Consider the following 25322-nt stretch of genomic DNA (forward strand, 5'->3'; position numbering starts at 1 on the left):
TCAGCGCTTCACTTCCGCGCAGACGATCTCCGCGCAGGCGGCCTGCTGGCCGTCGACCCGGGCGACGCCGCTGTACATCGTCATGTTGCGGATCTCGCGCTTGATCGAGACTTCCAGTTCCAGGCGATCGCCGGGCACGACCATGCGCGAGAACTTCGCCGCGTCGACCTTGACCAGGTACGACAGGTTGCCTTCGCAGTCCTTGCCCTTGGTCAGGTGGGTGAGGATGCCGCCGGCCTGCGCCAGCGCCTCGATCACCAGCACGCCCGGCATCACCGGGTGGCCGGGGAAATGGCCCTGGAAATAGTGCTCGTTGGCCGAAACGTTCTTGTAGCAGAGCACCCGCTTGCCGACCTCGAACTCGATCACCCGGTCGATCAGCAGGAACGGGTACCGGTGCGGCAGCAGCCTGTGGATGCCGTCGATGTCGATCGGCAATGTCGGGTCCAGCGTCATTCCTCCCCCTTTGCGCGTCCGCCGATGCGGCGGGCGAGCGAATCGAGCTGGCGGATCCGCACGGCATTCTTGCGCCATTCCCGGGTGGGCTGCGCCGGAATGCCGGACGAGTACTCGCCGGGCTCGGTGATGGATGCGGACACCATCGTCATCGCGTGGATGACGACCTTGTCGCAGATGTCGAGATGTCCCGCGACCCCGGCCTTGCCGGCGAGCAGGCAGTAGCGGCCGATGCGGGTGCTGCCGGCGACGCCGACGCAGCCGGCCAGCGCGCTGTGCGCGCCGATGCGCACGTTGTGGCCGATCTGGATCAGGTTGTCGAGGCGGACGTCCTCCTCGATCACGGTGTCGTCGAGCGCGCCGCGGTCGATCGTGGTATTGGCGCCGATGTCGCAATCGTCGCCGATCACCACGCCGCCGAGCTGCGGCACGTTGATCCAGTGGCCGGCGTCCATCGCCAGGCCGAAGCCGGCGGCGCCGAGTACCGCGCCCGGATGGATCGTGACCCGCTGGCCGAGGCGGACGCGGGTCACCAGCGTGACCCGCGCGACCAGCTCGCAGCCATCGCCGATCACGCAGTCGTCGCCGATCACGCAGCCGGGGCCGATGCGCGTGCCCGCGCCGACGCGGGTGTTGGCGCCGATGCAGACCTGCGGGCCGATCGACGCGGTCGCATCGACCACCGCCGACGGGTCGATGACCGCGGACGGGTGGACGCCGGCGGGCGCGTTGGCGGCGGGTTCGAACAGCGCGGCGATCTTCGCGTAGGCGACGTAGGGATCGCGCGCGATCAGTGCCGTGCCGGCATAGCTGTCGGCATCGGCCTCGCGCATGACCACGATGCCGGCCGTGGTGTGGGCCAACTGCGGGCGATAGCGCGGGTTCGACAGGAACGCGAGTTCGGTCGGGCCGGCGCGCGTCAGCGGCGCGACGCCGGTGACCGCAACCGTGGCGTCGCCGCGGACGCCGAGGTCGAAACGCGCGGCGAGCGCCGCGGCGGTATGGGGAGCGTGGTCTGCTGCCATGGGCCGGTGGTCGCGTCGCGCGACGCGGTCAGAACGCGCCGCCGAAGGTGAACTGCAGGCGCTCGACCTCGTCGCCGGCCTTGATCAGGTCGCCAGCACCGCCGCGGACCTCGTCTTGCTTGCGCAGCGGGTAGGCGTAGCTGATCGAGATCGGGCCGACCGGTGCGCGCCACATCAGCGCCACGCCCGCCGAGGCGCGCAGTTCCTTGGCGTCCCAGGAATCGATGTCCTTGTAGACGTTGCCGAAGTCGACGAACGCCGAGATGCGCGCGGCCGGCGACTTGATCAGCTGCGGGAAGAACATCTCGATCGAGCCGACCGTCTTGACCGCGCCGCCGATCGGCTGCAGGTAGCTGCTGGCGAACGCGGTCTCGCGCGGACCCAGGGTGTTGTCGCGGAAACCGCGCACCGAGCGCGCGCCACCGGCGTAGAAGTTCTCGTAGAACGGCAGCCCGGTCGCGGTGACCGTCTTGATGTAGTCCGCCGAGTCCGGCAGGCACGGGTCGGTGGGCACCGGGGTCGGGTTGTCCTCGGTCGGCACGGTGTAGCAGATGTTGCGCACGACGTCGTCGCCATAGCTGTCGCCGTAGCCGATCTCGGCGCGGGTGTTGAGCACCAGCGCGCGGTTGATCGGCCAGTACCGGGAGATCTCGTAGTTGAGCTTGTAGAACTCGGCGGTCGAGCCGGGCAGGGTGGTTTCCAGCGACACCCGCTGGAACGTGCCGCGGGTCGGCTGCAGGTAGTCGTTGCGGGTGTCGCGCGCCCAGGCCAGCTCGCTGCGCCAGGCGTGGAAGGTGCGCGAGCCGAACGCGTCGATGTAGTCGACGATCGACTCCGGCGAGGAACCGCGCCAGGCGTAGATCTGGTTGCGGTCGGCGCCGAACAGCAGCGAGAACGAGTCGTTCTCGGTCAGCGGGATGCCGAGGATCGCCTGGCCGGCGGCGCTGGTCGACGAGTACTGCGCGGTGTTGAACTCGGAGTTGTCGAACTCGCGCCACCACAGGTTGTAGCCCAGCGACATGCCGCCGTCGGTGAAGTACGGGTTCATGAACGAGAACGAGTAGCGCTGCAGGTACACGTTGCGCTGCGCCTCCACCGACACGCGGTTGCCGCTGCCGAGGAAGTTGTTCTGCGACAGCTGCACCGACGTGGTGACGCCGGCCAGCTGCGAGTAGCCCAGGCCGAACACGAAGCTGCCCGACGTTGTCTCGGTAACGCTGAAGATCACGTCGACCTGGTCGCTGGTGCCGGGCACCGGCTGGGTCTCGACGTTGACGCTGCCCGACTCGAAGTAGCCCAGGCGCTGCAGGCGGACCTTGGAGCGGTCGATCGCGGCCTGCGAGTACCAGGCGTTCTCGAACTGGCGCATCTCGCGGCGCATCACTTCGTCGGCGGTGCGGGTGTTGCCGCGGAACTGGATGCGGCGCACGTTGACGCGCGGGCCCGGCACGACCTGCAGGTTGATCGCCACGGTGCGGTTCTCGCGGTCGACCTCCGGGATCGGATTGACCTGGGCGAAGGCGTAGCCGATGTTGCCGAGCGTGGCGGTGATCGCGTCGGAGCTCAGCTCCAGCAGCGCGCGCGAGAACACCTGGCCCTCGTTGACGAACACGCGGCTCTGGATCTCTTCCTTCGGCAGCACCGTGTTGCCGGTGATCTGCACGTCCGACACCTTGTAGATCTCGCCCTCGGTGATGCCGGCGGTGATGAACATGTCGGTCTTGTCGGGGCTGATCGCGACCTGGATGCTGTCCTCGCTGAAGTCGATGTAGCCGCGGTCGAGGTAGAAGTTGTGCAGCTTCTCGCGGTCGCCCTCGAGCTTCTCGCGCGAGTACTGGTCGTCGCGGCGGTACCAGCTGAGCCAGTTGGATTCGCCCGATTCCCAGTTGTCGGTCAGCGTGTCGAGGTCGTAGATCTCGTTGCCGATGATGTTGATGTGGCGGATCTTGGCCGCCTTGCCCTCGTCGATGGCGATGGCGATGTCGACGCGGTTGCGGTCCAGGCGCGACACCGTCGGCTCGATCTTGACGTTGTACTTGCCGCGGTTGTTGTACTGGCGCACCAGTTCCTGGGTGACGCGGTCGAGGTCGAGGCGGTCGAAGGTCTCGCCCTCGGACAGGCCGATGTCGTTGAGGCCCCGGGTCAGGTCCTCGGTCTTGATGTCCTTGTTGCCGGTCAGCGTCAGCCGGTTGATCGCCGGGCGCTCGGTCACCGAGAACACCAGGATGTCGCCCTGTCGGCCGACCTGGATGTCCTCGAAGAAGCCGGTGCGGTACAGCGCGCGGATCGCGTCGGACAGCCGGTTCTGGTCGACCGTGTCCCCGCGCTCGATCGGCAGGTAGGTGAACACCGTGCCGGCGCCGATGCGCTGCAGGCCGTCGACGCGGATGTCGCTGACGGTGAAGCTGCTGGCCGATGCCGGCGCCAGCGCGGGCAGCGCGGCCGGTGCCGTTGCTGCGGGTTCCGACGGCGCCGTCTGGGCCCAGGCTGGCGTGGCGATGGCCGCGGCAAGGGCGAGGGCAAGCAGTCGGCGGTCGGGCATTCGCGTCATCATCGGATCCGGTAGGGGAGGTGCCCATCGCGTCGGTATGCGATGGAGGTCGTGCGGGTGAAGGCGGGTCTCGGAGGCGTCAGCGCACCAGTTGCAGGATGTCGTTGTAGAACGCCAGACCCATCAGGCTGGCCAGCAGGACCAGCCCGACATACTGTCCGGCCACCATCGCGCGCTCGCTGACAGGGCTGCCTTTGACCAACTCGATAAGGTAATACAACAGGTGTCCGCCATCCAAGAGCGGGATCGGCAGCAGGTTCAGGATCGCCAGGCTCAGCGACAGCAGCGCCAGGATGGTCAGGTACCACGCCGCGCCCTGCTGGGCATAGGCATTGGCGGCCCGGGCGATGGTGATCGGGCCGGACACGGTGTTCTCGATCGCCAGCCGCCCGCTGAACGCGCGGCCAACCATGCCGACCAGCTGGCCGGTCAGGTGGCCGACCTCGCGCAATGCCACCGGCACCGCGGCGACCGGGCCGTAGCGCTGCACGGCGTCCTTTTCCGGTGCCGGCAGGTTGGCGGGCGGGGCGATGCCCAGCGCCCAGAGCTGGCTGCCGTCGGGGCGTTCGAGACGGGTCGGGGTGATCTCCAGCGCCAGCCGTTCGCCGCCGCGCAGCACCTCGATCATCGCCGGCCGGTCGCGCTCGCCCAGCGGCTGCACCGCCGGCCCGATCTCGTCGAACCAGTGGATCGGCACGCCATCGATGGCGGTGATGCGGTCTTCCTCGGCCAGCGCGCCCCAGGCGGCGGAATCCGGCGTGACCCGGCCGACCACCGGCGGCAGCAGGAAATGCCGGGGCACGACCCCGATCATCTGGGTGATGCGGCGCTGGTCGAAGTCCGCCGGCAGCTGCGACAGCTGCAGCCGGCGCTGCGCGGCGCGGCCGTTGGCATCGGTGACCTGCACGTCGACATCGGCATGGTCGAGCGCGGCGGGCAGCAGCGCCAGGTGGACTTCGCTCCAGGTCGGCGTGGCGCGGTCGCCGACGGCATCGATGGTGTCGCCGCCGCGCAGGCCCGAGGCCGCGGCGATGCCGGTGGCCTGGCCCAGGACCGGCGCGTAGTCCGGACGGCCGATGACGAACATCGCCCACAGCAACGCGACGCACAGGACCAGGTTGGCGACGGGGCCGGCGGCGACGATGGCGATGCGCTTCCACACCGAGGCGCGGTTGAATGCCTGCGCGGCCTCGGCCGGGGCGACGTCGCCCTCGCGCTCGTCGAGCATCTTCACGTAGCCCCCGAGCGGGATCATCGCGACCTGGTAGACCGTGCCGTCGCGGCCGCGACGCGACCACAGGGCGCGGCCGAACCCGACCGAGAAGCGCAGCACCCTGACCCCGCAGCGCCGCGCGACCCAGTAGTGGCCGAACTCGTGGAAGGTGACCAGCACGCCGAGGCTGACGATCAGCCACCACACCGAACCGAGGAATTCAGACATCGCGCTTGCTCACCGGCTTGCTCAACGGACCGCACCTGTCTCGATCGCCAGTCCCGCGAGCTCGCGTGCCCGCGCGTCGGTCGCGCGCAGCACGTCCAGCGATTCCGCGGGGACGGCAGGAAGCGCGGCAAGCGTGTGCTCGACCAGCGCCGGAATGGCTAGAAAACGCATGCGACCCTGAAGAAAGGCTGAAACGGCCACTTCGTTGGCGGCGTTCAGCACCGCCGGTGCGGTACCGCCGGCCTCCAGCGCGTCGCGGGCCAGCTGCAGGCAGGGGAATGCGCGCAGGTCCGGCGCCTCGAAGTCCAGGCGGCCGTGCTGCAACAGGTCCAGGCCGGCGACGCCCGAGGCGATGCGCTCCGGACTGCCCAGGCCCACCGCCAGCGCGGTGCGCATGTCCGGCAGGCCGAGCTGGGCGAGGGTCGAGCCGTCGATGAACTCGACCAGCGAATGCACCAGGCTCTGCGGATGCACCAGCACGTCGAGGCGGCTGGACGGCATCGCGAACAGGTGGTGCGCCTCGATCAGTTCCAGGCCCTTGTTCATCAGCGTCGCGGAATCGACCGAGATCTTCGGGCCCATCGACCATTTCGGGTGCGCGACCGCCTGCGCCGGCGTGACGTCGGCCAGCGATTCCCGCGTGCGGCCGCGGAACGGCCCGCCGGAGGCGGTCAGCACGATCCGGCGCACGCCGCGGCAACCGCCATCGGGCGGCAGGCACTGGTGGATCGCGTTGTGCTCGCTGTCGATCGGCACGACGGTGGCGCCGGCCTCGCGCGCGGCCTGCATCATCAGCGTGCCGGCCAGCACCAGCGATTCCTTGTTCGCCAGCAGCACGCGCTTGCCGCTGCGGATCGCCGCCAGGGTCGAGTCCAGGCCGGCGGCGCCGACGATCGCGGCGACCACGGTGTCGCAGGCGTCAGGATCGGCGGCCAGGGCGTCGAGCGCCGCCACGCCGGCGTGCGCCTTGGTGTCGAGGCCGGATGCGCGCAGGCCCGCGCGCAACGCGGCGTGGCCGGCTTCGTCGGCGATCACCGCATGGTCGGGCCGATGGCGCACGCACAGCGCGACCAGCGCCTCGACGTTGCGGCCGGCCGCCAGCACGCTGGCGCGCAGGCGCTGCGGGTGGCGGGCGACGACATCGAGCGCCGAGCTGCCGATCGAGCCGGTGGCGCCGAAGATGGCGACGTTGCGGGTCACGGGGCGGCCCCGGGGACGGAGGCGTGGGAAGTGGTCCCGGGGCGGGGCCAGGCGTGGTTCGCTTGCATGCCGTTCAGAACCCCAGCCAGATCTTGCCGAGGGCGAACACCGGCAGCGCCGCCAGCACGCTGTCGATGCGGTCGAGCACGCCGCCGTGGCCGGGGATCAGCGTGCCCGAGTCCTTGGCGTCGACATGGCGCTTGAGCAGGCTCTCGAACAGGTCGCCGACCACCGAGGCCAGCACCGTCAGCAGCGCGACCAGCGCGACCAGCGGCAGCTGCGCGGTCGTGGCGCCGGCCCACGGCGCGGCGGCGACCGCGACCAGCACACCGGCCAGCACGCCGCCGGCCAGCCCCTCGACGGTCTTGTTGGGGCTGATCCGCGGTGCCAGCTTGTGCCGGCCGAAGCGGCGCCCGGCGAAGTAGGCGCCGGTATCGGTGGCCCAGACGACCGCCAGCGCCAGCAGCAGCCAGCGGTTGCCGTGCTCGCCGCCCTCGTTGGCATGGATCAGGCACAGCGCGCACCAGGCGGGGATGATCGCCAGCGTGCCGGCGGCGAGCTTGAACACGCGCGCGCGGGTGTCATGGTCGGAGGCGAAGTCGTAGTGACGCAGCCACATCGCCGCCAGCAGCCACCAGATCACGCCGACCACCACCATCATCTTCAGCAGCACCAGCGAACCGCCGCCGGTCGCCGAGGCCCAGACGATCGCCACCATCAGCAACAGGTTGGCCAGCAGCAGCAGGGTGCGGGCCAGGGTGTCCTCGATGTCGGTCAGGCGCAGCCATTCCCACAGCGCGGCCAGGAACACGATCGCCGAGACCGCGGCCATCCACGGGGTGTTGAGCAGCAGCACGGCGGCGATGGCGATCGGCGCCATCAGCAGGGCGGCGAGGATGCGGGTGCGGGTCATCGGCTTCTCGTCTGGTGGGGAGGTGCCGCCGGCACGTCCCGGGCGATCTGCTCGCCGGTCAGGCCGAAACGGCGTTCGCGCACGGCATAGGCCTGCAGGGCCCGCTCCAGTTCGGCGACGTCCAGTTCCGGCCACAGGGTCTCGGTGAACCACAGCTCGGTATACGCCAGCTGCCACAACAGGAAATTGCTGATCCGCAGGTCGCCGCCGGTGCGGATGAACAGGTCCGGGGCCGGCAGGTCGGCCAGCGCGACGCGCGCGCCCACCGCCGCCTCGTCGATGTCCTCGGGGCGCAGGCGGCCGGCGGCCACGTCCTCGGCCAGCGCACGCGCCGCCATGGCGATGTCGTGGCGGCCGCCATAGCTGGCGGCGACCGACAGCGTCAGCGCGGTATTGCCGGCGGTATGCGCTTCGGCGGCGTCCATGCGCGCGCGGATCGCGTCGCTGAAGCGCGCGCGGTCGCCGATGAAGCGCAGGCGGACGCCGCGGCGGTGCAGTTCGCCGACCTCGCGGTCGAGCGCCTGCAGGAACAGTTTCATCAGCGCGCCGACCTCGTCCTCGGGCCGGCCCCAGTTCTCGCTGGAGAACGCGAACAGGGTCAGCGCCTCGATCCCGCGTTCGAGGCAGAAGTCGATGCACAGGTTGACGGTGCGCGCACCGGCGCGATGGCCGATGACGCGCGGGCGCCGGCGGCGTGCGGCCCAGCGGCCGTTGCCGTCCATGATGATGGCCACGTGCCTCGGCACGTGACCGTGATCGGTGATTCGTGATTCGTGATTCGGAACAGCGGAATCCCGCGAATCTGAAGTCTCAGGCAATGGCATGGCCTCTTCGGCTTTGGCTTCTACCAACAACGAATCACCAATTGCGAATCACGGCGCATCAAACCGCCATCAGTTCCTGTTCCTTGGTCTTGACGACCTCGTCGACATCCTTGATCGCCTTGTCGGTCAGCTTCTGGATGTCGTCCTCGGCGGCGCGCTGGTCGTCCTCGGAAATGAGCTTCTCCTTCAGCAGCTCCTTGATCTGCTGGTTGGCGTCGCGGCGGATGTTGCGGATCGCGACCTTGCTGTCCTCGCCTTCGCCGTGCACGACCTTGGACAGCTCGCGGCGGCGCTCCTCGGTCAGCGCCGGCAGGTTCAGGCGGATCGTGGTGCCGGCGGTGTTGGGGGTCAGGCCGAGGTCGGAGGCGAGGATCGCCTTCTCGACCGCGCCGACCATCTGCTTCTCCCAGGGCGTGATCGTCAACGAGCGGGCGTCGGAGACGGCGACGCTGGCGACCTGGCTCAGGGGCATGTCGGAGCCGTAGTAGTTGACCTTCAGGTGTTCGACCAGCGCGGTCGAGGCGCGGCCGGTGCGCACCTTGATCAGGGTGTGCTTGAGCGCCTCGACGCTCTTGGCCATGCGCGTCTGGGTGTCCTGCTTGATTTCGTTGAGCATCGTCGTGGCCCGATCCATGTGCGGAATCGGACGATTATAAGGGCAGGGGCCAGGGGACAGGGACCGGCGGCAGGGCCGGGCGGAAAGCGCAGGGGCGGAAAGCGCAGGGGCCCCGGACACGGCGAGGCAAGGGCCACGCCCGCGTTCTCGCCCGCCTTGGCCCCTGTCCTCCGAACTCTGGCGCTCAGCTCCTGCCCTGCACCAGCGTGCCGATCGATTCGCCGCGCAGGATGCGCAGCAGCACGCCCGGCTGGCTCATGTCGAAGATCCGCAACGGCAGGTCGGAATCGCGCGCCAGTGCGAACGCGGCCGTGTCCATGACCTCCAGGCCCTGGCCGAGCACTTCGTCGTAGGTCAGCGTGTCGTAGCGCCTGGCATCGGGGAACTTCTTCGGGTCGGCGTCGTAGACGCCGTCGACCTTGGTGGCCTTGAGCAGCAGGTCGGCACCGATCTCGATCGCGCGCAGCGCCGCGCCCGAGTCGGTGGTGAAGAACGGGTTGCCGGTGCCGGCGGCGAAGATGCCGATCCGGCCCTTCTCCAGGTGCCGGATCGCGCGCCTGCGGATGTAGTCCTCGCAGACATCGTTGATCTTGATCGCGCTCATCACCCGCACCCGCGCGCCGCGCTTCTCCAGCGCATCCTGCATCGCCAGCGCGTTGATGACCGTGGCCAGCATGCCCATCTGGTCGCCGGTGACCCGGTCCATGCCGCCTGCGGCCAGCCCTGCGCCGCGGAAGATGTTGCCGCCGCCGATGACCACGCCGACCTCGGCGCCGGCCTGCTGGGCCTCGATGACCTCGTCGGCGAGGCGGCCGATGACCTTGGGGTCGATGCCGTAGTCCTCGTCTCCCATCAGGGCCTCGCCGGACAACTTGAGCAGGACACGGCGGTAGGCGAGGGGTTGCGACATGCGGGGACTCCGGTGGGGCGGCCGGGGAATTCTAGGGGATCGCGCGCGCCAGCGGGGGGCTCCGCGCGCCGGTCTCACCCGAAAGGGGCCGGATGCAGGCGGTTTTCCGGCCAGTCGAGGCACGCCTTACAGCACGTCCAGCGGCAGCTTGCGCACCGGTGGCGGGAAATGCCGGTCGAGCAGCGCGAGATCGTCGGCGGTGAGCCGCAACTGCAGCGCGGCGGCGTTCTCCCGCACGTGGGCGACCGAGCCCGATTCGGGAATCGCGACCACATGGCCACCGCGGATCGCCCAGGCCAGCGCGACCGCGGTCGCCGACACGCCGCGGCGTTCGCCGATCCGGGCGAGCGTGGCGTCCTCCAGCAGCGCGCGGCTGCCGAGCGGGGAATAGGCCATCACCGCGACCTCGTGGTCGATGCACCATGGCAGCAGGTCGAACTCGATGCCGCGGCTGCCGACGTGATAGAGCACCTGGTTGACGAGACAGCGGTCGCCACCGGGGACCGACCACAGCGCCTCCATGTCGTCGACATCGAAATTGGACACGCCCCAACCGGCGATGCGGCCGGCATCGCGCAACTGCTCGAAGGTGTCCACCACCTCGGGCAGGCGGGCGCCGCCGCGCCAGTGCAGCAGGTACAGGTCCAGCCGTTCGACGCCCAGGCGCGCGAGGCTGGCCTCGCAGGCGCGCACGATGCCGCGCGCGCTGGCATTCGACGGCAGGACCTTCGACACCAGCCGGGGACGCTGCGCGAGGCCGGCCAGCGCGCGGCCGATCAGCGACTCCGAACGCCCGTCGCCGTACATCTCCGCGGTGTCGATCAGTGTCATGCCCAGCCCGCAGCCGGTCCGCAGCGCGTCGATTTCCTGCGCTGCCGGGTGGCGACCCTGGCCCAGGTTCCATGAGCCCTGGCCGAGGGCGGGCAGCCGCGTCGCGTTGCGCAGGCCGACGGTTGCGGCGGCGCCATGGTCCGCGACGGGTTGCGATGCCGGCGACATGCGGGGCTCCTGTCCGACGCCGCCAATCGCGGCTGGCCGCCAGTTTCGGCGGCCCGCGGTCGGCATGGCGTGAGGCGTGCGGCGCGGCGGACCACCGTGCCCGCCGTTTGCCTGCGCGGCGGACAACCGCGACGGCACGGCCCCGGAGGTCGTCGCATCGCCGTCATCCGGGCGCACGCACAGTACCGGCACCGTTTCCGGAGCAGTGTCGTGATGCAACGATCGGCCGCAAACGCGGCAGGCGCCACCTCTGCGCCACCTGCGTCCGCAGTCCTGTTGCACGCCGCGCGCGCGCATCTTTTGGACACGCCGACGCTGCCGTTGCCAGGTGGCGGCGCGACGCTGGCACGCTGGCGGTTGCTGGCCGCCGCCGCCGCCGCGGACGTGTGCCTGGCGAAGCTGCTGGAAGCGCATTACGACGCGCAGGCCATCCTTGCTGAACTGGACGATGCTGGGATCGCCACCCCCGGATCGCTGCTGGCGGTCTGGGCGGCCGAGCCGCCGGATGCACGGCTGGAGTTCCGCCCGGGTGCCGGGCGGCGCGGCACGCTGCACGGCACCAAGGCCTGGTGTTCGGGCGCGGACATGGTCGATGCGGCGCTGGTGACCGCGCATGCGGGCGACCAGCGCGTGCTGGTGCATGTGGACCTGCGCCAGCCCGGGGTCGACCATGACGCTGCCGGCTGGCAGGCGGTGGGCATGGCGCGCGTACCGAGCGGACGCGTCGGATTCGACGCCGTGCCGGCGGTCCAGGTGGCTGCGCCCGGTGCCTATCTGTCGCGGCCCGGGTTCTGGCATGGCGGCGCCGGCATCGCGGCCTGCTGGTTCGGCGCCGCGACCGCGATCGCCGACACGCTGCGGCTGGCGCCGCGCGCCGCGGACAGTCCGCATGCGATGGCGCATCTGGGTGCGGTCGACATGGCACTGTCCGCTGCGGCCAGCCTGCTGCGCGAGACCGCGGCGCGCATCGACGCCGCGCCGACGCTGGCGCATGCCGACGCGGTGACCCGCGTGCGCAGCGTCGTCGAGCGCAGCGCCGCCGAGGTCATCGACCGGGTGGGTCGGGCACTGGGGCCAGGGCCGCTGTGCGAAGACCGCGCGCATGCGCTGCGCTGCGCGGACCTGACGACGTTCCTGCGCCAGAGCCACGCCGAGCGCGATTGGGCCTCGCTCGGCGAAGCGGTGCGCGCGGAGGCGGATGCATGGCGACTGTAGCCGCCGTGGACATCGCGATGTCGCCGAGGATCGAGGGCGCCGGCACGCCGGAATCCGCGTGGCGGCGTTCGCCGTGGCTGGCCGCGCTGCCGATGCTCGATGCCGGTGCATGGCTGGCCGGCATACGCCGGCTCGTCGTCGTCGCCCCGCATCCCGACGACGAGGCGCTGGGTGCCGGTGGTCTGATCGCGACCGCGCGCGCGGCGGGCCTCGACGTGCGTGTCGTCTCGGTCACCGACGGCGAAGCCTGCTACCCGGGTGTCGATGCGTGGCCGGCGGCGCGCCTGCGCGCGGCGCGACGGCGCGAACTGGCGCGCGCGATGGCATGCTTGGGCGTCTGTGCCGGTGCGATCACCAGCCTCGACCTCGGCGACGGCCATGTCGCGGCACAGGAGCGCGTGCTGTCGGACGCCCTGCGGCCGCTGCTGCGCAGCGGCGATCGCGTGCTGACGACGTGGCGCGGCGACGGCCATCCCGATCACGAAGCCTGCGCGCGCGGGGTCGAACGCGCGGCTGCCGCATGCGCGGCGGACGTCGTCCAGTTCCCGGTCTGGGCCTGGCACTGGATGTCGCCCGACGTCGCGGTCGCGCCGCTGCCGGAAGCGTTCCGCTGCCGGCTGCCGGCAGCGGCCTGCAGCGCCAAGGCGAAGGCGCTGGCGTGCTTCGCCTCGCAGCTGCGCAGCGACGATCCCGCGGTGCCGCCGATCCTGCCGCCGCACGTGCTGGCCCGGTTCGGACGCGGATTCGAGGTGCTGCTGCGATGACCGCCGCCACGCCCGCGCAGTATTTCGACGCCATCTATTCCGACGACGACCCGTTCGGCTACCGCGAGCGCTGGTACGAGGCGCGCAAGCGCAGCCTGCTGCTGGCGAGCCTGCCGGCGGCGCGCTTCGCCGATGCCTGGGAAATCGGTTGCTCGAACGGCGAGCTGACCGCAGCGCTCGCGCCGCGCTGCGACCGGCTGCTGGCCACCGACCTCAGCGCCCGCGCGGTCGCACTGGCCACGTCGCGTACGCAAGGTCTGGCACACGTGCGCGCGCGGCAGGCGCGACACCCGGACGACTGGCCCGACGGCCGTTTCGACCTGATCGTCTTCAGCGAGGTCGGCTACTACCTCGATGCCGCGACGCTGTCGCGGATGGCAGCGCGGCTGCGCGCCAGCTTGCGCGATGGCGGGGTGCTGGTCGCCTGCCACTGGCTGGCGCCGTTCCGCGAGGCGCCGCTGTCCGGTCGCGACGTGCATCGCCTGCTGCGCCGCCGACTGGCGTTGCCACGGCTGTTCGCCTATGCCGACGGCGACCTGCGCCTCGAAGGCTGGGGCGGCGGTGGCCGATCGGTCGCGCAGCGGGCGGGCCTGCGATGATCGGCATCGTCATTCCCGCGCACAACGAGGAAGCGGTCATCGCCGCGTGCCTGGCTTCGGTCCAGCATGCCGCGGCCTGCACGGCACTGGCGGGCGAGCAGGTCGAGATCTTCGTGGTGCTGGACCGCTGCAGCGACGACACCGCGGCGATCGTCGCCGCCCATGGCGTGGTCGGCCTGGCGCTGTCGGAAGGCAACGTCGGTCGCGCCCGCGCGGCCGGGGCGGTGATGGCGATCGCGCGCGGCGCGCGCTGGGTGGCCTGCACCGATGCCGATTCGGTGGTGCCGCCCGACTGGCTGTCCGCGCAGCTGGCCTACCGCTGCGATGCGTTCTGCGGGATCGTCACCGTGCACGACTGGTGCGATTACGGCACGGCGGTCCGCGAGACCTATCTGGCGGGCGAGTGCGATCGCGACGGCCATCCGCACGTGCACGGCGCGAACCTCGGCATGAGCGCGGCGATGTACCTGCGCTGTGGCGGGTTTCCGCCGCTGGCGGCGCACGAGGATGTCGCGGTCGTCGCCGCGCTGGTCGCCGCGGGCGCGCGCATCGCGCGCAAGGCGAGCCCGGCCGTCGTCACCAGTGCGCGCCGCGTCGCCCGCGCCCGCGGCGGTTTCGCCGATTATCTGCTCGCACTCGAGGCGCGCACGCGGGGCCTTGCGGTGCAGGTGCGGGGCGTCGTCGGCCCGGATCCGATGCCGGTTGCGCGAACCGGGACTTCCCGTGAGTCCTGAGTCGATCGGCTGGGCCGCCTCGGCGATCCTGCTGGCGACGCTGAGCCGGCAGATCGTGACGCAGGTCCGCGACGACAGTGCGCGTGGCGTCTCGAAATGGCTGTTCGTCGGGCAGATCGCCGCATCGACAGGATTCGTGGCCTACAGCGCGCTGGTCGGCGACTGGGTGTTCATCGTCACCAACTGCTGCATCCTCGCAACGGCCGTCGTCGGCCAGTTCGTGACCTGGCGCAAGCGCCGCGCGAATCGTGCATAGGAAGCGCCGCCTCGCGGCGGCGCTGTCCGTTGGCCGTGTGCCGTGACTGTCAGGCCAGCAGGCGCACCTTCGGTTCGCGGTCCCACTGGCGGGTCTTCGCCGCGGCGATGAAGCCCTTGATGTCGCCGGCGTCGACGACACCCTTGTCCCTGGCGATGCCGCCGGCCTTCAGCACGGCCTGCGCGCCGGCATCGGCCGCGATCGCCTTGAGGTGGCCGAAGGCGTCGCGGACCCAGTCGACGGCGGCCGCTTCCTTCGCCAGCTGCTTGCCGGCGTCGCTGGAGAGCACCACCGCGACCGCGTCGAACACCGCCGACGGCGTGCCGGCCAGCTGGCCGTCGGCCGGGAGTTTCTTGCCGTCGGCGAGCCTGGCGCCACCCAGCTTCGGTGCCACGACCTTGACCGTCGCGCCCGCTGATTCGGCCGCCTTGCGCAGGCTCTTGATCGTCGCGGCGTCGGAACCGTCGTGGACGAGGATGCCGACGCAGCGGCCTTCGAGCGTGTCCTTCATGCGGTCGATGATCCGCAGTGCCGGCGACGGGTCCAGGTCCTGCGGCGCGACGCGCGCTTCCGGCGCGGGCGGCAGCGCGTCCATGCCGAGCCCGTCGGCGACGCGCTGCGCGAGTGCGGGGTCGACGTGGCGCAGGTGGCTGACGACCGCCTCGCGCACGTGCGCCGTCTCGACCTTCGACAGCTCGAACACCAGCGCCGAGGCGATGTGCGCCTGTTCGGGCGCGGACTGGCTGCGGAAGAACATCCGCGCCTGCGAGTAGTGGTCGGCGAAGCTGCCGGCGCGGATGCGGCCCTTGGCGCCGTCGTCGGCCGGCGTGGCATGGCTGCGGAAGCCGGCCGGCGTCTCGCGCGGCGTGTCGCCCTGCAGCGAGCTGGGTTCGTAGTTGACCCGGCCCTTCGGTACGCCCATCTGCATGTGGCCGTCGCGCTGCAGGTTGGCGAACGGGCATTTCGGCGCGTTGATCGGAATCTGGTGGAAGTTGGGACCGCCGAGGCGCGAGAGCTGGGTGTCGAGATACGAGAACAGCCGGCCCTGCAGCAGCGGATCGTTGCTGAAGTCGATGCCCGGCACGACGTGCGAGGGGCAGAACGCGACCTGCTCGGTCTCGGCGAAGAAGTTGTCCGGCCAGCGGTCGAGCACCATGCGCCCGACGACCGTCAACGGCACCAGTTCCTCGGGGATGAGTTTCGTCGCATCGAGGTGGTCGAACGGGAATCCGTCGGCGTCTTCCTGGGTGAACAGCTGCACCGCCAGCTCCCACTCGGGGAAGTTGCCGGACTGGATCGCCTCGAACAGGTCGCGGCGATGGAAGTCGTTGTCGGCCGACTGCAGCTTGACCGCCTCGTCCCAGACCGTGGACTGGATGCCCAGCTTCGGCCGCCAGTGGAACTTGACGAAGGTGCTATCGCCGGCCTCGTTGACCAGCCGGAAACTGTGCACGCCGAAGCCCTCGATGGTGCGCAGCGAGCGCGGGATCGTGCGGTCGCTCATCGCCCACATGATCATGTGCATGGTTTCCGGCGTCAGCGACACGAAGTCCCAGAACGTGTCGTGGGCGCTGCCGGCCTGCGGATAGCCGCGGTCGGGCTCCATCTTCACCGAGTGCACCACGTCCGGGAACTTCATCGCGTCCTGGATGAAGAACACCGGGATGTTGTTGCCGACCAGGTCCCAGTTGCCTTCCCTGGTATAGAACTTGACCGCGAAGCCGCGCACGTCGCGCGGGGTGTCGACCGAACCGGCGCCGCCGGCCACGGTCGAGAAGCGGGTGAACAGGGGCGTCTTCTCGCCGACTTCGGTGAGGATCTTCGCGCGGGTGTACGGCGCCAGCGACTTCGTCAGCTCGAAATAGCCATGCGCCGCCGAGCCGCGCGCATGCACGATGCGCTCGGGAATGCGCTCGTGATCGAAGTGGGTGATTTTCTCGCGGAGGATGAAGTCCTCCAGCAGCGTGGGACTGCGTTCGGTCGCGCGCAGCGAGTTCTGGTTGTCGGCGAGCGGCAGACCCTGGTTGGTGGTCAGCGGCGGATGCGCGCCACCTGCGCTCTGGTGCAGTTCGTCGCCGTTGCCGCGGGCGTCACCCGCGCGCTTGCCGGTGGCGTCGCGCGATCGATCGGAAGTGCCGGACCCGGCGGAGCGTGCGGCGGGCTTGCGTGTCGGCTTGCTGGCGGCCATCGGATTTTCCTCGGGAGTGACGAACGGAACAGGCCACGATGCGTGGCGGTCGTCTCCGGAGGTTGCGTGGAGTGCCGTGAACGTGCCGTCGCGCATCCTGCGTATCCGCGCCGCGCAGAGGACCTGAACACGCGCCGGTGCATCCGATGCGTGGTTGCGTCGTCCGCGTGCCCAGCATGACGACGTGCGGGCCGACAGACGATGCGTGGCGAGCGTGAGCGCGTCGCTTGCGGCGACGTTGCGGGCATCGCAACCGACGGGCGGCATCCCGGCGCTTCACTAGCACCGGCGTCCCGCCGGGCGTGCGTCGCGTGGATCGCGGAAAAGGCGGTGCAAGGGGAGGGAGAGGCAGCCACGCCGCCCTGCTGGGCTAGGATGTGACGCCTGTCAGGACACGGATCCGGCGATCCACGACCTCTTGAAACCAGAACGCCTGCTCCCCCTCATCGTCGCGACCGCGTTGTTCATCGAGAACATGGACTCGACGGCGATTGCGACCTCGTTGCCCACCATCGCAGTGGATCTCGGCGTGGAACCGGTGTCGCTGAAGCTCGCGCTGACGACCTACATGCTGGCGCTGGCGGTGTTCATTCCCGTCAGTGGCTGGGTGGCCGAGCGGTTCGGCGCGCGTTCGACCTTCATGGCCGCGATCGGCGTGTTCCTGCTGGGTTCGCTCGGGTGTGCGGTCTCCGGGTCACTCGGCGAACTCGTCGCCGCGCGCTTCCTGCAGGGCATGGGCGGCGCGATGATGGTGCCGGTCGGCCGGCTGGTGATCCTGCGCAGCATTGCCAAGACCGAGCTGATCCGCGCCCTCAGCTGGCTCACGGTGCCGGCATTGCTCGGACCGATGCTGGGGCCGGTGATCGGCGGGTTGATCACCACGTACACGCACTGGCGCTTCATCTTCCTCATCAACATTCCGATGGGGCTGCTCGGCATCTGGCTCGCATGGCGGCACATTCCGCAGCTGCGGGAGGCGGTGGGGCCGCTCGACTGGCGTGGCTTCCTGCTGTCGGGCGGCGGCATGGCGCTCGCGATCTTCGGCTTCGCGTCCGCCGGACGGCACATGGTCGGCGCACCGGTCACGATCACGTGCCTGCTGCTGGGGGTCGCGCTGATGCTGCTGTACGGCTTGCATGCGCGGCACTTCAGGTCCCGGGGGCGCAGGCCGCTCGTCGATCTCGAGCTCTTCCGGCTGTCGACGTTCCGCAATGGCGTGCTCGGCGGTTCGCTGTTCCGCATCGGCATCGGTGCGACGCCGTTCCTGCTGCCGTTGATGCTGCAGCTGGGGTTCGGGCTGTCGCCGGTGCAGTCGGGCCTGATCACGTTCACTTCGGCCGCCGGTGCGATGTTCATGAAGACGATCGCCGCGCGGATCCTGAAACGCTTCGGATTCCGGCCGGTGCTCGTGACCAATGCACTGGTGGCGTCGCTGCTGCTATGCGGCTTCGGCCTGTTCCGCGCCGAGACGCCGTATCCGTTGATGGTGGGCGTGCTGCTGGTCAGCGGGTGTTTCCGCTCGCTGCAGTTCACGAGTCTCAATGCCATCGTGTACGTCGACGTCGATGCCGCGCGGATGGCCCAGGCCAGCAGCCTGGCTGCAATGGCCCAGCAGGTCTCGCTTGCGCTGGGCGTGACGATCGGCGGCTACGCGCTGACCCTGTCGAGCCTGGCGACAGGTACGCCGACCGACGCGGTGATCAACTTCACGTTCGCCTTCCTCACCGTTGGCCTCGTGTCCGCGAGTTCGGTGCTGATGATGCTGCGGCTCGCGCCCGACGCCGGCGCCGAGATGTCCGGGCGCGCGAAGCCCGGCGAGGAGATCACGGAGCCGAAGCCGGCGGCGCGCCCCGGGACCTGACGGCAAGTGCAGGGCGGCATTTCCCGTGTGCGGACGCGTCCGGGCCCGCCCCGTCAGGCTGTCGGCAAGCACCGCCCGACCGATTGTTGAAGGCCGTGGGGACGTGGCGTGGCGCGTGGCCGGAAGACCGCGCCGGCGGGTGTCCGCCGGCAACGGAGGCGGGGCAGCCTCGGCAGGCTGCGCCGCGCAGGTCAGACCACGTCGGGCTCGCTGAAGGCCTCGGGTTCCTGCTCGGCCGAACCCACCGGGATGCAGCTGCAGAACACGTTCTTGTCGCCGTGCACGTTGTCCACGCGTGCGACCGGCGGCCAGTACTTCTGCAGCTTCAGCGTCGCCAGCGGGAACGCCGCCAGCTCGCGCGGGTAGGCGTGGGTCCATTCACCGGCGGCGACCTGCATCGCGGTGTGCGGCGCATGCTTGAGCGGATTGTCCTCGCGGTCCAGGCGGCCGTCCTCGATCGCGCGGATCTCCTCGCGGATCTGGATCATCGCATCGACGAAGCGGTCGAGTTCGGTCTGCGACTCGCTCTCTGTCGGCTCGACCATCAGCGTGCCGGCGACCGGGAAGCTCAGCGTCGGCGCGTGGAAGCCGAAGTCGATCAGGCGCTTGGCCACGTCCTCGGCGGAGATGCCGGTCGCGTCCTTGATCGGCCGCAGGTCGAGGATGCACTCGTGCGCGACCAGGCCGTTGCGGCCGGTGTAGAGCGTCGGGAAATGGGGGGCCAGGCGCGTGGCGACGTAGTTGGCGTTGAGCAGCGCGACCTGGGTCGCGCGGCGCAGGCCCTCGGCGCCCATCATCACGATGTACATCCAGCTGATCGGCAGGATGCTGGCCGAGCCGTGGGTGGCGGCGGAGACCATGCCGACTGCATGCGGCACCGGCTGTCCGCTCCCGTCCGTGCCCGCATCCGCCCCTTCGGGGTGCCTTCTCCCGCTGGCGGGAGAAGGAACAGTGCCGGCGCGTGCCTGGGTACCTTCCCCCCCTTGTGGGAGAAGGGCGTATGCCGAGGGCAGAAATGGCGCCAGGTGCGATTTCACCGCGCAGGGGCCCACGCCCGGGCCGCCGCCGCCGTGCGGGATGCAGAAGGTCTTGTGCAGGTTCAGGTGCGACACGTCCGAGCCCCACTTGCCGGGCCTGGCCAGGCCGACGAGGGCGTTCATGTTGGCCCCGTCGGTGTACACCTGGCCGCCGTGCCGGTGGACGATGTCGCAGATCGCGACCACGTCCTCCTCGAACACGCCGTGCGTGGACGGGTAGGTGATCATGATCGCGGCCAGCCGGTCCGAATACTTCTCCGCCTTCGCCCGGATGTCGTCGACATCGACGTTGCCGTCCTTGTCGCAGCGGGTCACCACGACCGTCATGCCGGCCATCTGCGCCGACGCCGGGTTGGTGCCGTGCGCGGACTCGGGGATCAGGCAGATGTCGCGGTGGTCGTCGCCGCGCGAGCGGTGCCAGGCGCGGATCGCCAGCAGGCCGGCGAACTCGCCCTGCGCGCCCGAGTTGGGCTGGAAGCTGACCGCATCGTAGCCGGTGATCTCGGCCAGCATCGCCTCCAGGCCGTCGATCAGCTCGGTGTAGCCGGCTGTCTGGTCGGCCGGCGCCAGCGGGTGGATGTCGGCGAACTCCGGCCACGTCACCGGGATCATCTCGGCGGTGGCGTTGAGCTTCATCGTGCACGACCCCAGCGGGATCATGGTCCGGTCCATCGCCAGGTCCTTGTCGGCCAGCGCGCGCATGTAGCGCAGCAGTTCGTGCTCGCTGTGGTGCGTGTTGAACACCGGGTGCCGCAGGAACGGGGTGTCGCGCAGCAGTGCCGCGGGCAGCCTGTCGGGCGTCTCGGCGTCGAGCGCGTCGATGTCCAGCACGTCGGCGGCCGCGCCGAATATCCCCGCCAGCGCGACGATGTCGGCGCGGGTCGTGGTTTCGTCGACGCTGATGCCCAGCGAGGTGGCGTCGATGGCGCGCAGATTGAGCCCGGCCGCGCGCGCGCGGTCGTGCAGCGCCTTGGCGTCGATGCCGGTGACGTGCAGGGTGTCGAAGAAGTCGCTGCCGACCGCGACGCCGGCCTTGCCCAGCGCGGCGGCCAGGATCGCGGCGAGGCGGTGCGTGCGCTGCGCGATCCGGGTCAGGCCCTCGGGGCCGTGGTAGACCGCGTACATCGACGCCATCACCGCCAGCAGCACCTGCGCGGTGCAGATGTTCGACGTGGCCTTCTCGCGGCGGATGTGCTGCTCGCGGGTCTGCAGGGTCAGGCGGTAGGCCGGGTTGCCGGCGCTGTCGACCGACACGCCGATCAGGCGGCCGGGCATCGAGCGCTTGTACGCGTCGCGGCAGGCCATGAAGCCGGCATGCGGGCCGCCGAAACCGAACGGCACGCCGAAGCGCTGCGAGTTGCCGATGACGATGTCCGCGCCCCAGCGGCCCGGCGCGCGGATCAGCGTCAGCGCCAGCAGGTCGGCCGCGACCGCGACGATGCCGCCGCGCGCATGCACCGCGTCGGCCACCGCGGCGTGGTCGTCGATGCGGCCGAAGGTGTTGGGGTACTGCAGCAGCACGCCGTAGCTGTCGGCGTCCGATGCCGCTTCCGCCGGGCCCACGCGCAACTCGATGCCGAGGCCCCCGGCGCGGGTGCGCAGCACGTCGAGGGTCTGCGGATGCACGTCGTCGGCGACGAAGAACACGTTGGACTTGGACTTCGCCGAGCGTTTGGCCAGGGTCATCGCCTCGGCCGCGGCGGTCGCCTCGTCGAGCAGCGACGCATTGGCGATGTCCATGCCGGTGAGGTCGGTGACCATGGTCTGGAAGTTGATCAGCGCTTCCATGCGGCCCTGCGAGATTTCCGCCTGGTAGGGCGTGTAGGCGGTGTACCAGGCCGGATTCTCGAGGATGTTGCGCAGGATCACGTTCGGCGTGTGGGTGCCGTAGTAGCCCTGTCCGATGAAGCTGCGCAGCACCCTGTTCTTCTGCGCGATGGCACGGATCTTCGCCAGCGCCTCGACCTCGGTGGCCGGCGCGGGCAGCGCCAGCGGATCCGCCGCGGCGATCCTGCCGGGCACGATCGCCGCGGTCATCGCCTCGAGGCTGTCGTGGCCGACGACGCGCAGCATGTCGGCGATCTCGGCGTCGTTGGGGCCGATGTGGCGGTCGACGAAGGCCGAACGGTATTCGAGCTCGGTCAGCGCGGGGGTGGTCTTGGACATGGCGGACATCCGGAAAGGGTGGGGACGACGGAAAGACCTGTGCTTTCCGGGTGGGGGCGACCGGTTCCCGTCGTCGTTCCGGGCACCGGAGCCCGCGTCGCCGGTCAATGACCGGACCGCCTGGCTGCGGGTGCACTGGGCCGACGCCGGAAGACCGGTTGGCTTTCCTCGCGCCCCTCTGTCCTTTTGCCTGAGAGTTTGGAAGCCGGCGCGCACGTGCGTCGCCGGACCTCGTGCCCCTTCGGCGCCGGTGCGCCGATGATCCGGCGGCCGGTCTCTCCAGAGTGTGTCGCCCGCAGCGGTGTTGGGCCTGAGCGATTCCGGGCGGTTGCGCCTACGGCAGCGGGTCGCCCCGCTTCTCCCACTGCGAACCCGGCCAGTATAGCGGGGTGGTGGCACGGCGGCAGGACGGGCCGGCGATCGCGTGTCCGGTCGGGAACCGTGAACGCGGAACGCTGTGGATGGCCGGCATCGGCTGACGTCGACCGGCCGCGCCCCTATCATGGGCATCCCGCGGCCCGCCGGGCCGCACGCGTGCGGCGCTTCCGCCGCCCCTGCCGGCAGCCGATCACGGCTGCGGCCCGTTCGAGACCCCTCGTCATGATCCATCCGGTGCTGGCGCGTCCGTCGCGGTCGGCGGTCGCAGTCGACAACGGCGTTGCGTGCAGGCCGCGCGCGCTCCGCGTCCGGGTGCCCCGATGAGTCCGCCGGAGACAGGCGCGCCGCGGGCCGGGGCGCCGGAAACGGACAGGCCCGCAACGGGCCCGCGAATGCCGAGCATGCGCACGCTGGCGCTGCTGCTGGCGGGCCTGGCGATGTTCGGCCCATTCTCGATCGACACCATCTTCCCCGCGTTTCCGGCGATGGGCGCCGACCTCGGTGCCGACCGGCTGGCGATGCAGCAGACGATCGCGGTCTATCTGGTCGCCTATGCGCTGATGAGCATCGTCCACGGGCCGCTGTCGGATGCGATCGGCCGGCGGCGGGTGATCCTCGGCGGGCTTGCGGTGTTCATCGTCGCGTCGGTGGGCTGCGCGCTGGCGACCGACCTCGGCACGCTGCTGGTGTTCCGCGCGCTGCAGGGCCTGTCGGCGGGCGTGGGCCTGATCGTCGGCCGCGCGGTGATCCGCGACGTGCTGCACGGCGACGACGCGCAGCGGCTGATGAGCCAGGTGTCGATGCTCTTCGGCATCGCCCCGGCGATCGCGCCGCTGATCGGCGGCTGGATCCTCGGCTGGGGGCGCTGGCCGCTGATCTTCTGGTTCCTGGTGGCGTTCTCGCTGGTGCTGTTCGTCGTGACCTGGTTCCGGCTGCCGGAAACCCATCCGCCGGCGGCGCGGATCTCGCTGGTGCCGCGACGGCTGCTGCGCGACTACGTGGCGGTCTTCGTCAACCCGCGCTTCCAGAGGATCGCCGCCGCCGGTGCATTCAATTTCTCCGCGCTGTTCCTGTACATCGCATCGGCGCCGGTGTTCGTCATGGACCACCTGGGCCTGGGCGAGCGCCAGTTCGGCTGGTTCTTCATCCCGATGATCAGCGGCATGATGATCGGTGCGTTCCTGTCCGGCCGCGCGGCCGGGCGCATCACCGGTACCCGGCTGGCGAACATCGGCTTCGCCTGCAGCGGCGTGGCGATGGCTGCCAACCTCGGCTACAACCTGCTGGTCGACGTGCCGACGGTGCCGTGGGCAGTGCTGCCGATGTCGCTCAACGCGCTTGGCATCGCCCTGGTGTTTCCGATCCTGACCCTGGCGATCCTCGACATGTATCCGGGCATGCGCGGCTCGGCCTCGTCGTTGCAGGCCTTCACCGGCCTGGTGCTCAACGCCGTCGTCGCCGGCCTGCTGTCGCCGCTGGTCAGCGACACGCCGCTGCACCTGGCACTGGCCGGGGCGGTGTTCATGCTGGTCGGCTGGCTGTTCTGGCGCTGGGAGCAGCGTGCCCGTCCGTTGCCGCCGGCGAACGGGGATCCGGTCGCGCTGCCGCCATCGCTGTGACGCGTGGCTGGCACGGTTGCGGGGTTCCGCGTTAACCTCGCCGGCCGACGAATCAGGCATGGAAAACGCATCGATGACGGACATGGGAATTCCCGACGTTGCACTGGTCGACAACACCGAGCAGCGCACCCCGCTGGTCCTGGTGCTCGACTGTTCGGGCAGCATGGGCGGCCAGCCGATCCAGCAGCTCAACGAGGGCCTCAAGCTGCTGGAGCAGGAGCTCAGGGACGACGTGATCGCGGCCAAGCGCGTGCGCGTGCTGGTGGTCACCTACGGCGGCATGGACACGGCCGACGTCGCCGGCGAGTGGTGCGATGCGATGGACTTCTCGGCGCCCGCGCTGAAGGCCAGCGGCACCACGCCGATGGGCCGCGCGGTGGAACTTGCGCTCGACGAGATCGAGGACGAGAAGGCGCGGTTCCGCGCCGCCGGCATCGCCTATACCCGGCCATGGCTGTTCCTGATGAGCGACGGCGTGCCCACCGACCCGTGGGAGGCGGCCGCCGGCCGCTGCCACGACGCGGAGGTGGCGAACAAGGTCGCGGTGTTCCCGATCGCGGTCGGCGATGCCGACGTCGAGGTGCTGGGCCGCTTCAGCCGCAACGGCGAGCGCGGGGTCAAGCGCCTGCAGGGGCTGCAGTTCCGCGAGCTGTTCCTGTGGCTGAGCGCGAGCATGCAGGTGGTCTCGCACTCCACGCCCGGCGGGCAGGTGCAACTGCCGTCGACCGACAGCTGGTCCCTCGCCCCGGTCTGACGATGGCCTGGCACGTGGTGGCGGCCTCGGCGACGGGGCGCGCCCATCTCGATCGCGGGCAGCCCTGCCAGGACGCGTTCGCGGCGGAAGTCGTCGACGGCGTGTTGGTCGCGGTGGTGTGCGACGGCGCGGGTTCGGCCGCGCATGCCGACGTCGGCGCACGCACGGTGGCTTCGGCCACGGTGCAGGCCCTGGCCGCGCGCCTGCGCTGGGGCAAGGACCTGCTGCGGGCCGATGCCGCGGCCGCGGGCGCGGCGTTCGGCGACGCGCTGGCCTCGGTGCGCGGTGGGCTGGAGGCGCAGGCCGCCGCGGCGCACCACGACCTGCGCGACTACGCCTGCACCGTGGTGGGCGTGGCTGCGGGCGCGGCCGGCGGCTGGCTGTTCCACATCGGCGACGGCGTCGCGGTGGTCGAGTCGGCGCAGGCGCCGGCACTGGTGTCGCGGCCGGACAACGGCGAATACGCCAACGAGACCTACTTCCTGTCCGGGCCGCAGTGGCGCGAACGCCTGCGCCTGACCCGGATCGCGGAGCCGGCCACGCAGCTGGCGCTGATGAGCGACGGCGCCCAGGCCTTCGCCATGGCGCGCGGCGACGGCGGGCTGTATCCGCCGTTCATCGACCCGGTGGCGCGCTACCTGCGCGGGGTCGACGCGGCGCAGGGCGCGCGCGCGCTGCAGGCGACGCTGGCCGATCCGCGCACCGACGCGATCACCGGCGACGACAAGACCCTGCTGCTGGCATGGCCGGAGCGGGGCTAGGCGCCATGCACGCCGTCGTTGATCCTGCCGTGGCAGCCCCGGTCGCAGCGGCGCA

At 70.6% G+C, this 25322-nt stretch carries 21 protein-coding genes and 2 riboswitches; of the genes, 9 read left to right on the forward strand and 12 right to left on the reverse strand.

Going from position 1 to position 25322, the window contains the following annotated elements; genetic code table 11:
• From fabZ to LDO26_RS07865, 10 genes are all read right to left on the reverse strand, one after another.
• Positions 1–456 (reverse strand): 3-hydroxyacyl-ACP dehydratase FabZ, encoded by a 456-nt coding sequence (gene fabZ, locus LDO26_RS07820; protein WP_232130526.1) that lies wholly within the window; start codon positions 454–456, stop codon positions 1–3.
• Positions 453–1481 (reverse strand): UDP-3-O-(3-hydroxymyristoyl)glucosamine N-acyltransferase, encoded by a 1029-nt coding sequence (gene lpxD / locus LDO26_RS07825; RefSeq protein ID WP_232130527.1) that lies wholly within the window; start codon positions 1479–1481, stop codon positions 453–455. Before lpxD ends, fabZ begins: the two co-directional genes overlap by 4 nt.
• Before the next feature lie 28 nt (positions 1482–1509).
• Entirely contained in the window at positions 1510–4032 is a 2523-nt protein-coding gene (gene bamA, locus LDO26_RS07830) for an outer membrane protein assembly factor BamA (protein WP_232130528.1), read from the reverse strand.
• A gap of 79 nt (positions 4033–4111) precedes the next feature.
• Positions 4112–5473 (reverse strand): RIP metalloprotease RseP, encoded by a 1362-nt coding sequence (rseP, locus tag LDO26_RS07835; protein ID WP_232130529.1) that lies wholly within the window; start codon positions 5471–5473, stop codon positions 4112–4114.
• 21 nt (positions 5474–5494) lie between these two features.
• On the reverse strand, positions 5495–6673 hold the full coding sequence (gene dxr, locus LDO26_RS07840; RefSeq protein ID WP_232130530.1) for a 1-deoxy-D-xylulose-5-phosphate reductoisomerase: 1179 nt from the start codon (positions 6671–6673) through the stop codon (positions 5495–5497).
• A gap of 73 nt (positions 6674–6746) precedes the next feature.
• Positions 6747–7586 carry a phosphatidate cytidylyltransferase gene (locus tag LDO26_RS07845; RefSeq protein ID WP_232130531.1) on the reverse strand — a complete coding sequence of 280 codons (840 nt, stop codon included), beginning with the start codon at positions 7584–7586 and terminating at the stop codon, positions 6747–6749.
• Positions 7583–8332 (reverse strand): polyprenyl diphosphate synthase, encoded by a 750-nt coding sequence (uppS, locus tag LDO26_RS07850; protein ID WP_343226164.1) that lies wholly within the window; start codon positions 8330–8332, stop codon positions 7583–7585. The genes LDO26_RS07845 and uppS overlap by 4 nt, the downstream gene beginning before the upstream one ends.
• A 136-nt stretch (positions 8333–8468) precedes the next feature.
• Positions 8469–9026, reverse strand: a complete 558-nt coding sequence (gene frr / locus LDO26_RS07855; RefSeq protein WP_232130636.1) for a ribosome recycling factor — start codon at positions 9024–9026, stop codon at positions 8469–8471.
• A gap of 184 nt (positions 9027–9210) precedes the next feature.
• The gene (gene pyrH, locus LDO26_RS07860) at positions 9211–9936 is read right to left on the reverse strand and encodes a UMP kinase (RefSeq protein ID WP_232130532.1); all 726 of its coding nucleotides are present in this window, start codon (positions 9934–9936) and stop codon (positions 9211–9213) included.
• Between the two features lie 126 nt (positions 9937–10062).
• Entirely contained in the window at positions 10063–10935 is an 873-nt protein-coding gene (locus tag LDO26_RS07865; RefSeq protein WP_232130533.1) for an aldo/keto reductase, read from the reverse strand.
• 213 nt (positions 10936–11148) lie between these two features.
• On the opposite strand from LDO26_RS07865, the gene LDO26_RS07870 reads away from it, so the two are divergent.
• The 5 genes from LDO26_RS07870 to LDO26_RS07890 are packed head-to-tail and all read left to right on the forward strand — an operon-like array spanning position 11149 to position 14503.
• Positions 11149–12150 (forward strand): acyl-CoA dehydrogenase family protein, encoded by a 1002-nt coding sequence (locus LDO26_RS07870; protein ID WP_435594054.1) that lies wholly within the window; start codon positions 11149–11151, stop codon positions 12148–12150.
• A complete protein-coding gene (locus LDO26_RS07875; protein WP_232130535.1) occupies positions 12138–12914 on the forward strand; it encodes a PIG-L deacetylase family protein in 777 nt (258 codons plus the stop codon). Before LDO26_RS07870 ends, LDO26_RS07875 begins: the two co-directional genes overlap by 13 nt.
• Positions 12911–13513, forward strand: coding sequence for a class I SAM-dependent DNA methyltransferase (locus LDO26_RS07880; protein WP_232130536.1), 603 nt, complete (start codon positions 12911–12913; stop codon positions 13511–13513). The genes LDO26_RS07875 and LDO26_RS07880 overlap by 4 nt, the downstream gene beginning before the upstream one ends.
• Complete coding sequence (locus LDO26_RS07885; RefSeq protein WP_232130537.1) at positions 13510–14247, forward strand: glycosyltransferase family 2 protein; 738 nt, start codon at positions 13510–13512, stop codon at positions 14245–14247. Before LDO26_RS07880 ends, LDO26_RS07885 begins: the two co-directional genes overlap by 4 nt.
• Positions 14237–14503, forward strand: coding sequence for a hypothetical protein (locus LDO26_RS07890; RefSeq protein ID WP_232130538.1), 267 nt, complete (start codon positions 14237–14239; stop codon positions 14501–14503). Before LDO26_RS07885 ends, LDO26_RS07890 begins: the two co-directional genes overlap by 11 nt.
• Positions 14504–14552: 49 nt before the next feature.
• Here the strand turns inward: LDO26_RS07890 and LDO26_RS07895 are convergent, their stop codons facing one another.
• Positions 14553–16691 carry a catalase gene (locus LDO26_RS07895; protein ID WP_232130539.1) on the reverse strand — a complete coding sequence of 713 codons (2139 nt, stop codon included), beginning with the start codon at positions 16689–16691 and terminating at the stop codon, positions 14553–14555.
• Between the two features lie 418 nt (positions 16692–17109).
• Between LDO26_RS07895 and LDO26_RS07900 the strand changes: the two genes are divergently transcribed.
• Positions 17110–18552 (forward strand): MFS transporter, encoded by a 1443-nt coding sequence (locus tag LDO26_RS07900; protein WP_232130540.1) that lies wholly within the window; start codon positions 17110–17112, stop codon positions 18550–18552.
• A 191-nt stretch (positions 18553–18743) separates the two neighbouring features.
• On the opposite strand, the gene gcvP is transcribed toward LDO26_RS07900, so the two are convergent.
• A complete protein-coding gene (gene gcvP, locus LDO26_RS07905) occupies positions 18744–21764 on the reverse strand; it encodes an aminomethyl-transferring glycine dehydrogenase (protein WP_232130541.1) in 3021 nt (1006 codons plus the stop codon).
• A 165-nt stretch (positions 21765–21929) separates the two neighbouring features.
• A riboswitch (glycine riboswitch) is annotated at positions 21930–22042 on the reverse strand.
• 2 nt (positions 22043–22044) lie between these two features.
• A riboswitch (glycine riboswitch) is annotated at positions 22045–22129 on the reverse strand.
• 396 nt (positions 22130–22525) lie between these two features.
• Here gcvP and LDO26_RS07910 point away from each other — a divergent pair.
• From LDO26_RS07910 to LDO26_RS07920, 3 genes are all read left to right on the forward strand, one after another.
• Positions 22526–23752: a multidrug effflux MFS transporter gene (locus LDO26_RS07910; RefSeq protein ID WP_232130542.1), complete on the forward strand. Its 1227-nt coding sequence runs from the start codon at positions 22526–22528 to the stop codon at positions 23750–23752.
• Positions 23753–23825: 73 nt separating this feature from the next.
• The gene (locus tag LDO26_RS07915) at positions 23826–24506 is read left to right on the forward strand and encodes a vWA domain-containing protein (RefSeq protein WP_232130543.1); all 681 of its coding nucleotides are present in this window, start codon (positions 23826–23828) and stop codon (positions 24504–24506) included.
• Between the two features lie 2 nt (positions 24507–24508).
• Positions 24509–25267, forward strand: coding sequence for a PP2C family serine/threonine-protein phosphatase (locus LDO26_RS07920; protein WP_232130544.1), 759 nt, complete (start codon positions 24509–24511; stop codon positions 25265–25267).
• The last annotated feature ends 55 nt before the right edge of the window (positions 25268–25322 follow it).

The sequence above is a fragment of the Proluteimonas luteida genome (assembly GCF_021191695.1).
Lineage (GTDB): Bacteria > Pseudomonadota > Gammaproteobacteria > Xanthomonadales > Xanthomonadaceae > Luteimonas > Luteimonas luteida.

What these genes read in the sequence shown, in the direction of transcription:
- fabZ (WP_232130526.1), bottom strand. Translation starts at nt 456, where the DNA reads ATGACGCTGGACCCGACATTGCCGATCGACATCGACGGCATCCACAGG.
- lpxD (WP_232130527.1), bottom strand. Translation starts at nt 1,481, where the DNA reads ATGGCAGCAGACCACGCTCCCCATACCGCCGCGGCGCTCGCCGCGCGT.
- bamA (WP_232130528.1), bottom strand. Translation starts at nt 4,032, where the DNA reads ATGACGCGAATGCCCGACCGCCGACTGCTTGCCCTCGCCCTTGCCGCG.
- rseP (WP_232130529.1), bottom strand. Translation starts at nt 5,473, where the DNA reads ATGTCTGAATTCCTCGGTTCGGTGTGGTGGCTGATCGTCAGCCTCGGC.
- LDO26_RS07845 (WP_232130531.1), bottom strand. Translation starts at nt 7,586, where the DNA reads ATGACCCGCACCCGCATCCTCGCCGCCCTGCTGATGGCGCCGATCGCC.
- frr (WP_232130636.1), bottom strand. Translation starts at nt 9,026, where the DNA reads ATGCTCAACGAAATCAAGCAGGACACCCAGACGCGCATGGCCAAGAGC.
- pyrH (WP_232130532.1), bottom strand. Translation starts at nt 9,936, where the DNA reads ATGTCGCAACCCCTCGCCTACCGCCGTGTCCTGCTCAAGTTGTCCGGC.
- LDO26_RS07865 (WP_232130533.1), bottom strand. Translation starts at nt 10,935, where the DNA reads ATGTCGCCGGCATCGCAACCCGTCGCGGACCATGGCGCCGCCGCAACC.
- LDO26_RS07870 (WP_435594054.1), top strand. Translation starts at nt 11,149, where the DNA reads ATGCAACGATCGGCCGCAAACGCGGCAGGCGCCACCTCTGCGCCACCT.
- LDO26_RS07875 (WP_232130535.1), top strand. Translation starts at nt 12,138, where the DNA reads ATGGCGACTGTAGCCGCCGTGGACATCGCGATGTCGCCGAGGATCGAG.
- LDO26_RS07880 (WP_232130536.1), top strand. Translation starts at nt 12,911, where the DNA reads ATGACCGCCGCCACGCCCGCGCAGTATTTCGACGCCATCTATTCCGAC.
- LDO26_RS07885 (WP_232130537.1), top strand. Translation starts at nt 13,510, where the DNA reads ATGATCGGCATCGTCATTCCCGCGCACAACGAGGAAGCGGTCATCGCC.
- LDO26_RS07895 (WP_232130539.1), bottom strand. Translation starts at nt 16,691, where the DNA reads ATGGCCGCCAGCAAGCCGACACGCAAGCCCGCCGCACGCTCCGCCGGG.
- gcvP (WP_232130541.1), bottom strand. Translation starts at nt 21,764, where the DNA reads ATGTCCGCCATGTCCAAGACCACCCCCGCGCTGACCGAGCTCGAATAC.
- LDO26_RS07910 (WP_232130542.1), top strand. Translation starts at nt 22,526, where the DNA reads ATGCCGAGCATGCGCACGCTGGCGCTGCTGCTGGCGGGCCTGGCGATG.
- LDO26_RS07915 (WP_232130543.1), top strand. Translation starts at nt 23,826, where the DNA reads ATGACGGACATGGGAATTCCCGACGTTGCACTGGTCGACAACACCGAG.
- LDO26_RS07920 (WP_232130544.1), top strand. Translation starts at nt 24,509, where the DNA reads ATGGCCTGGCACGTGGTGGCGGCCTCGGCGACGGGGCGCGCCCATCTC.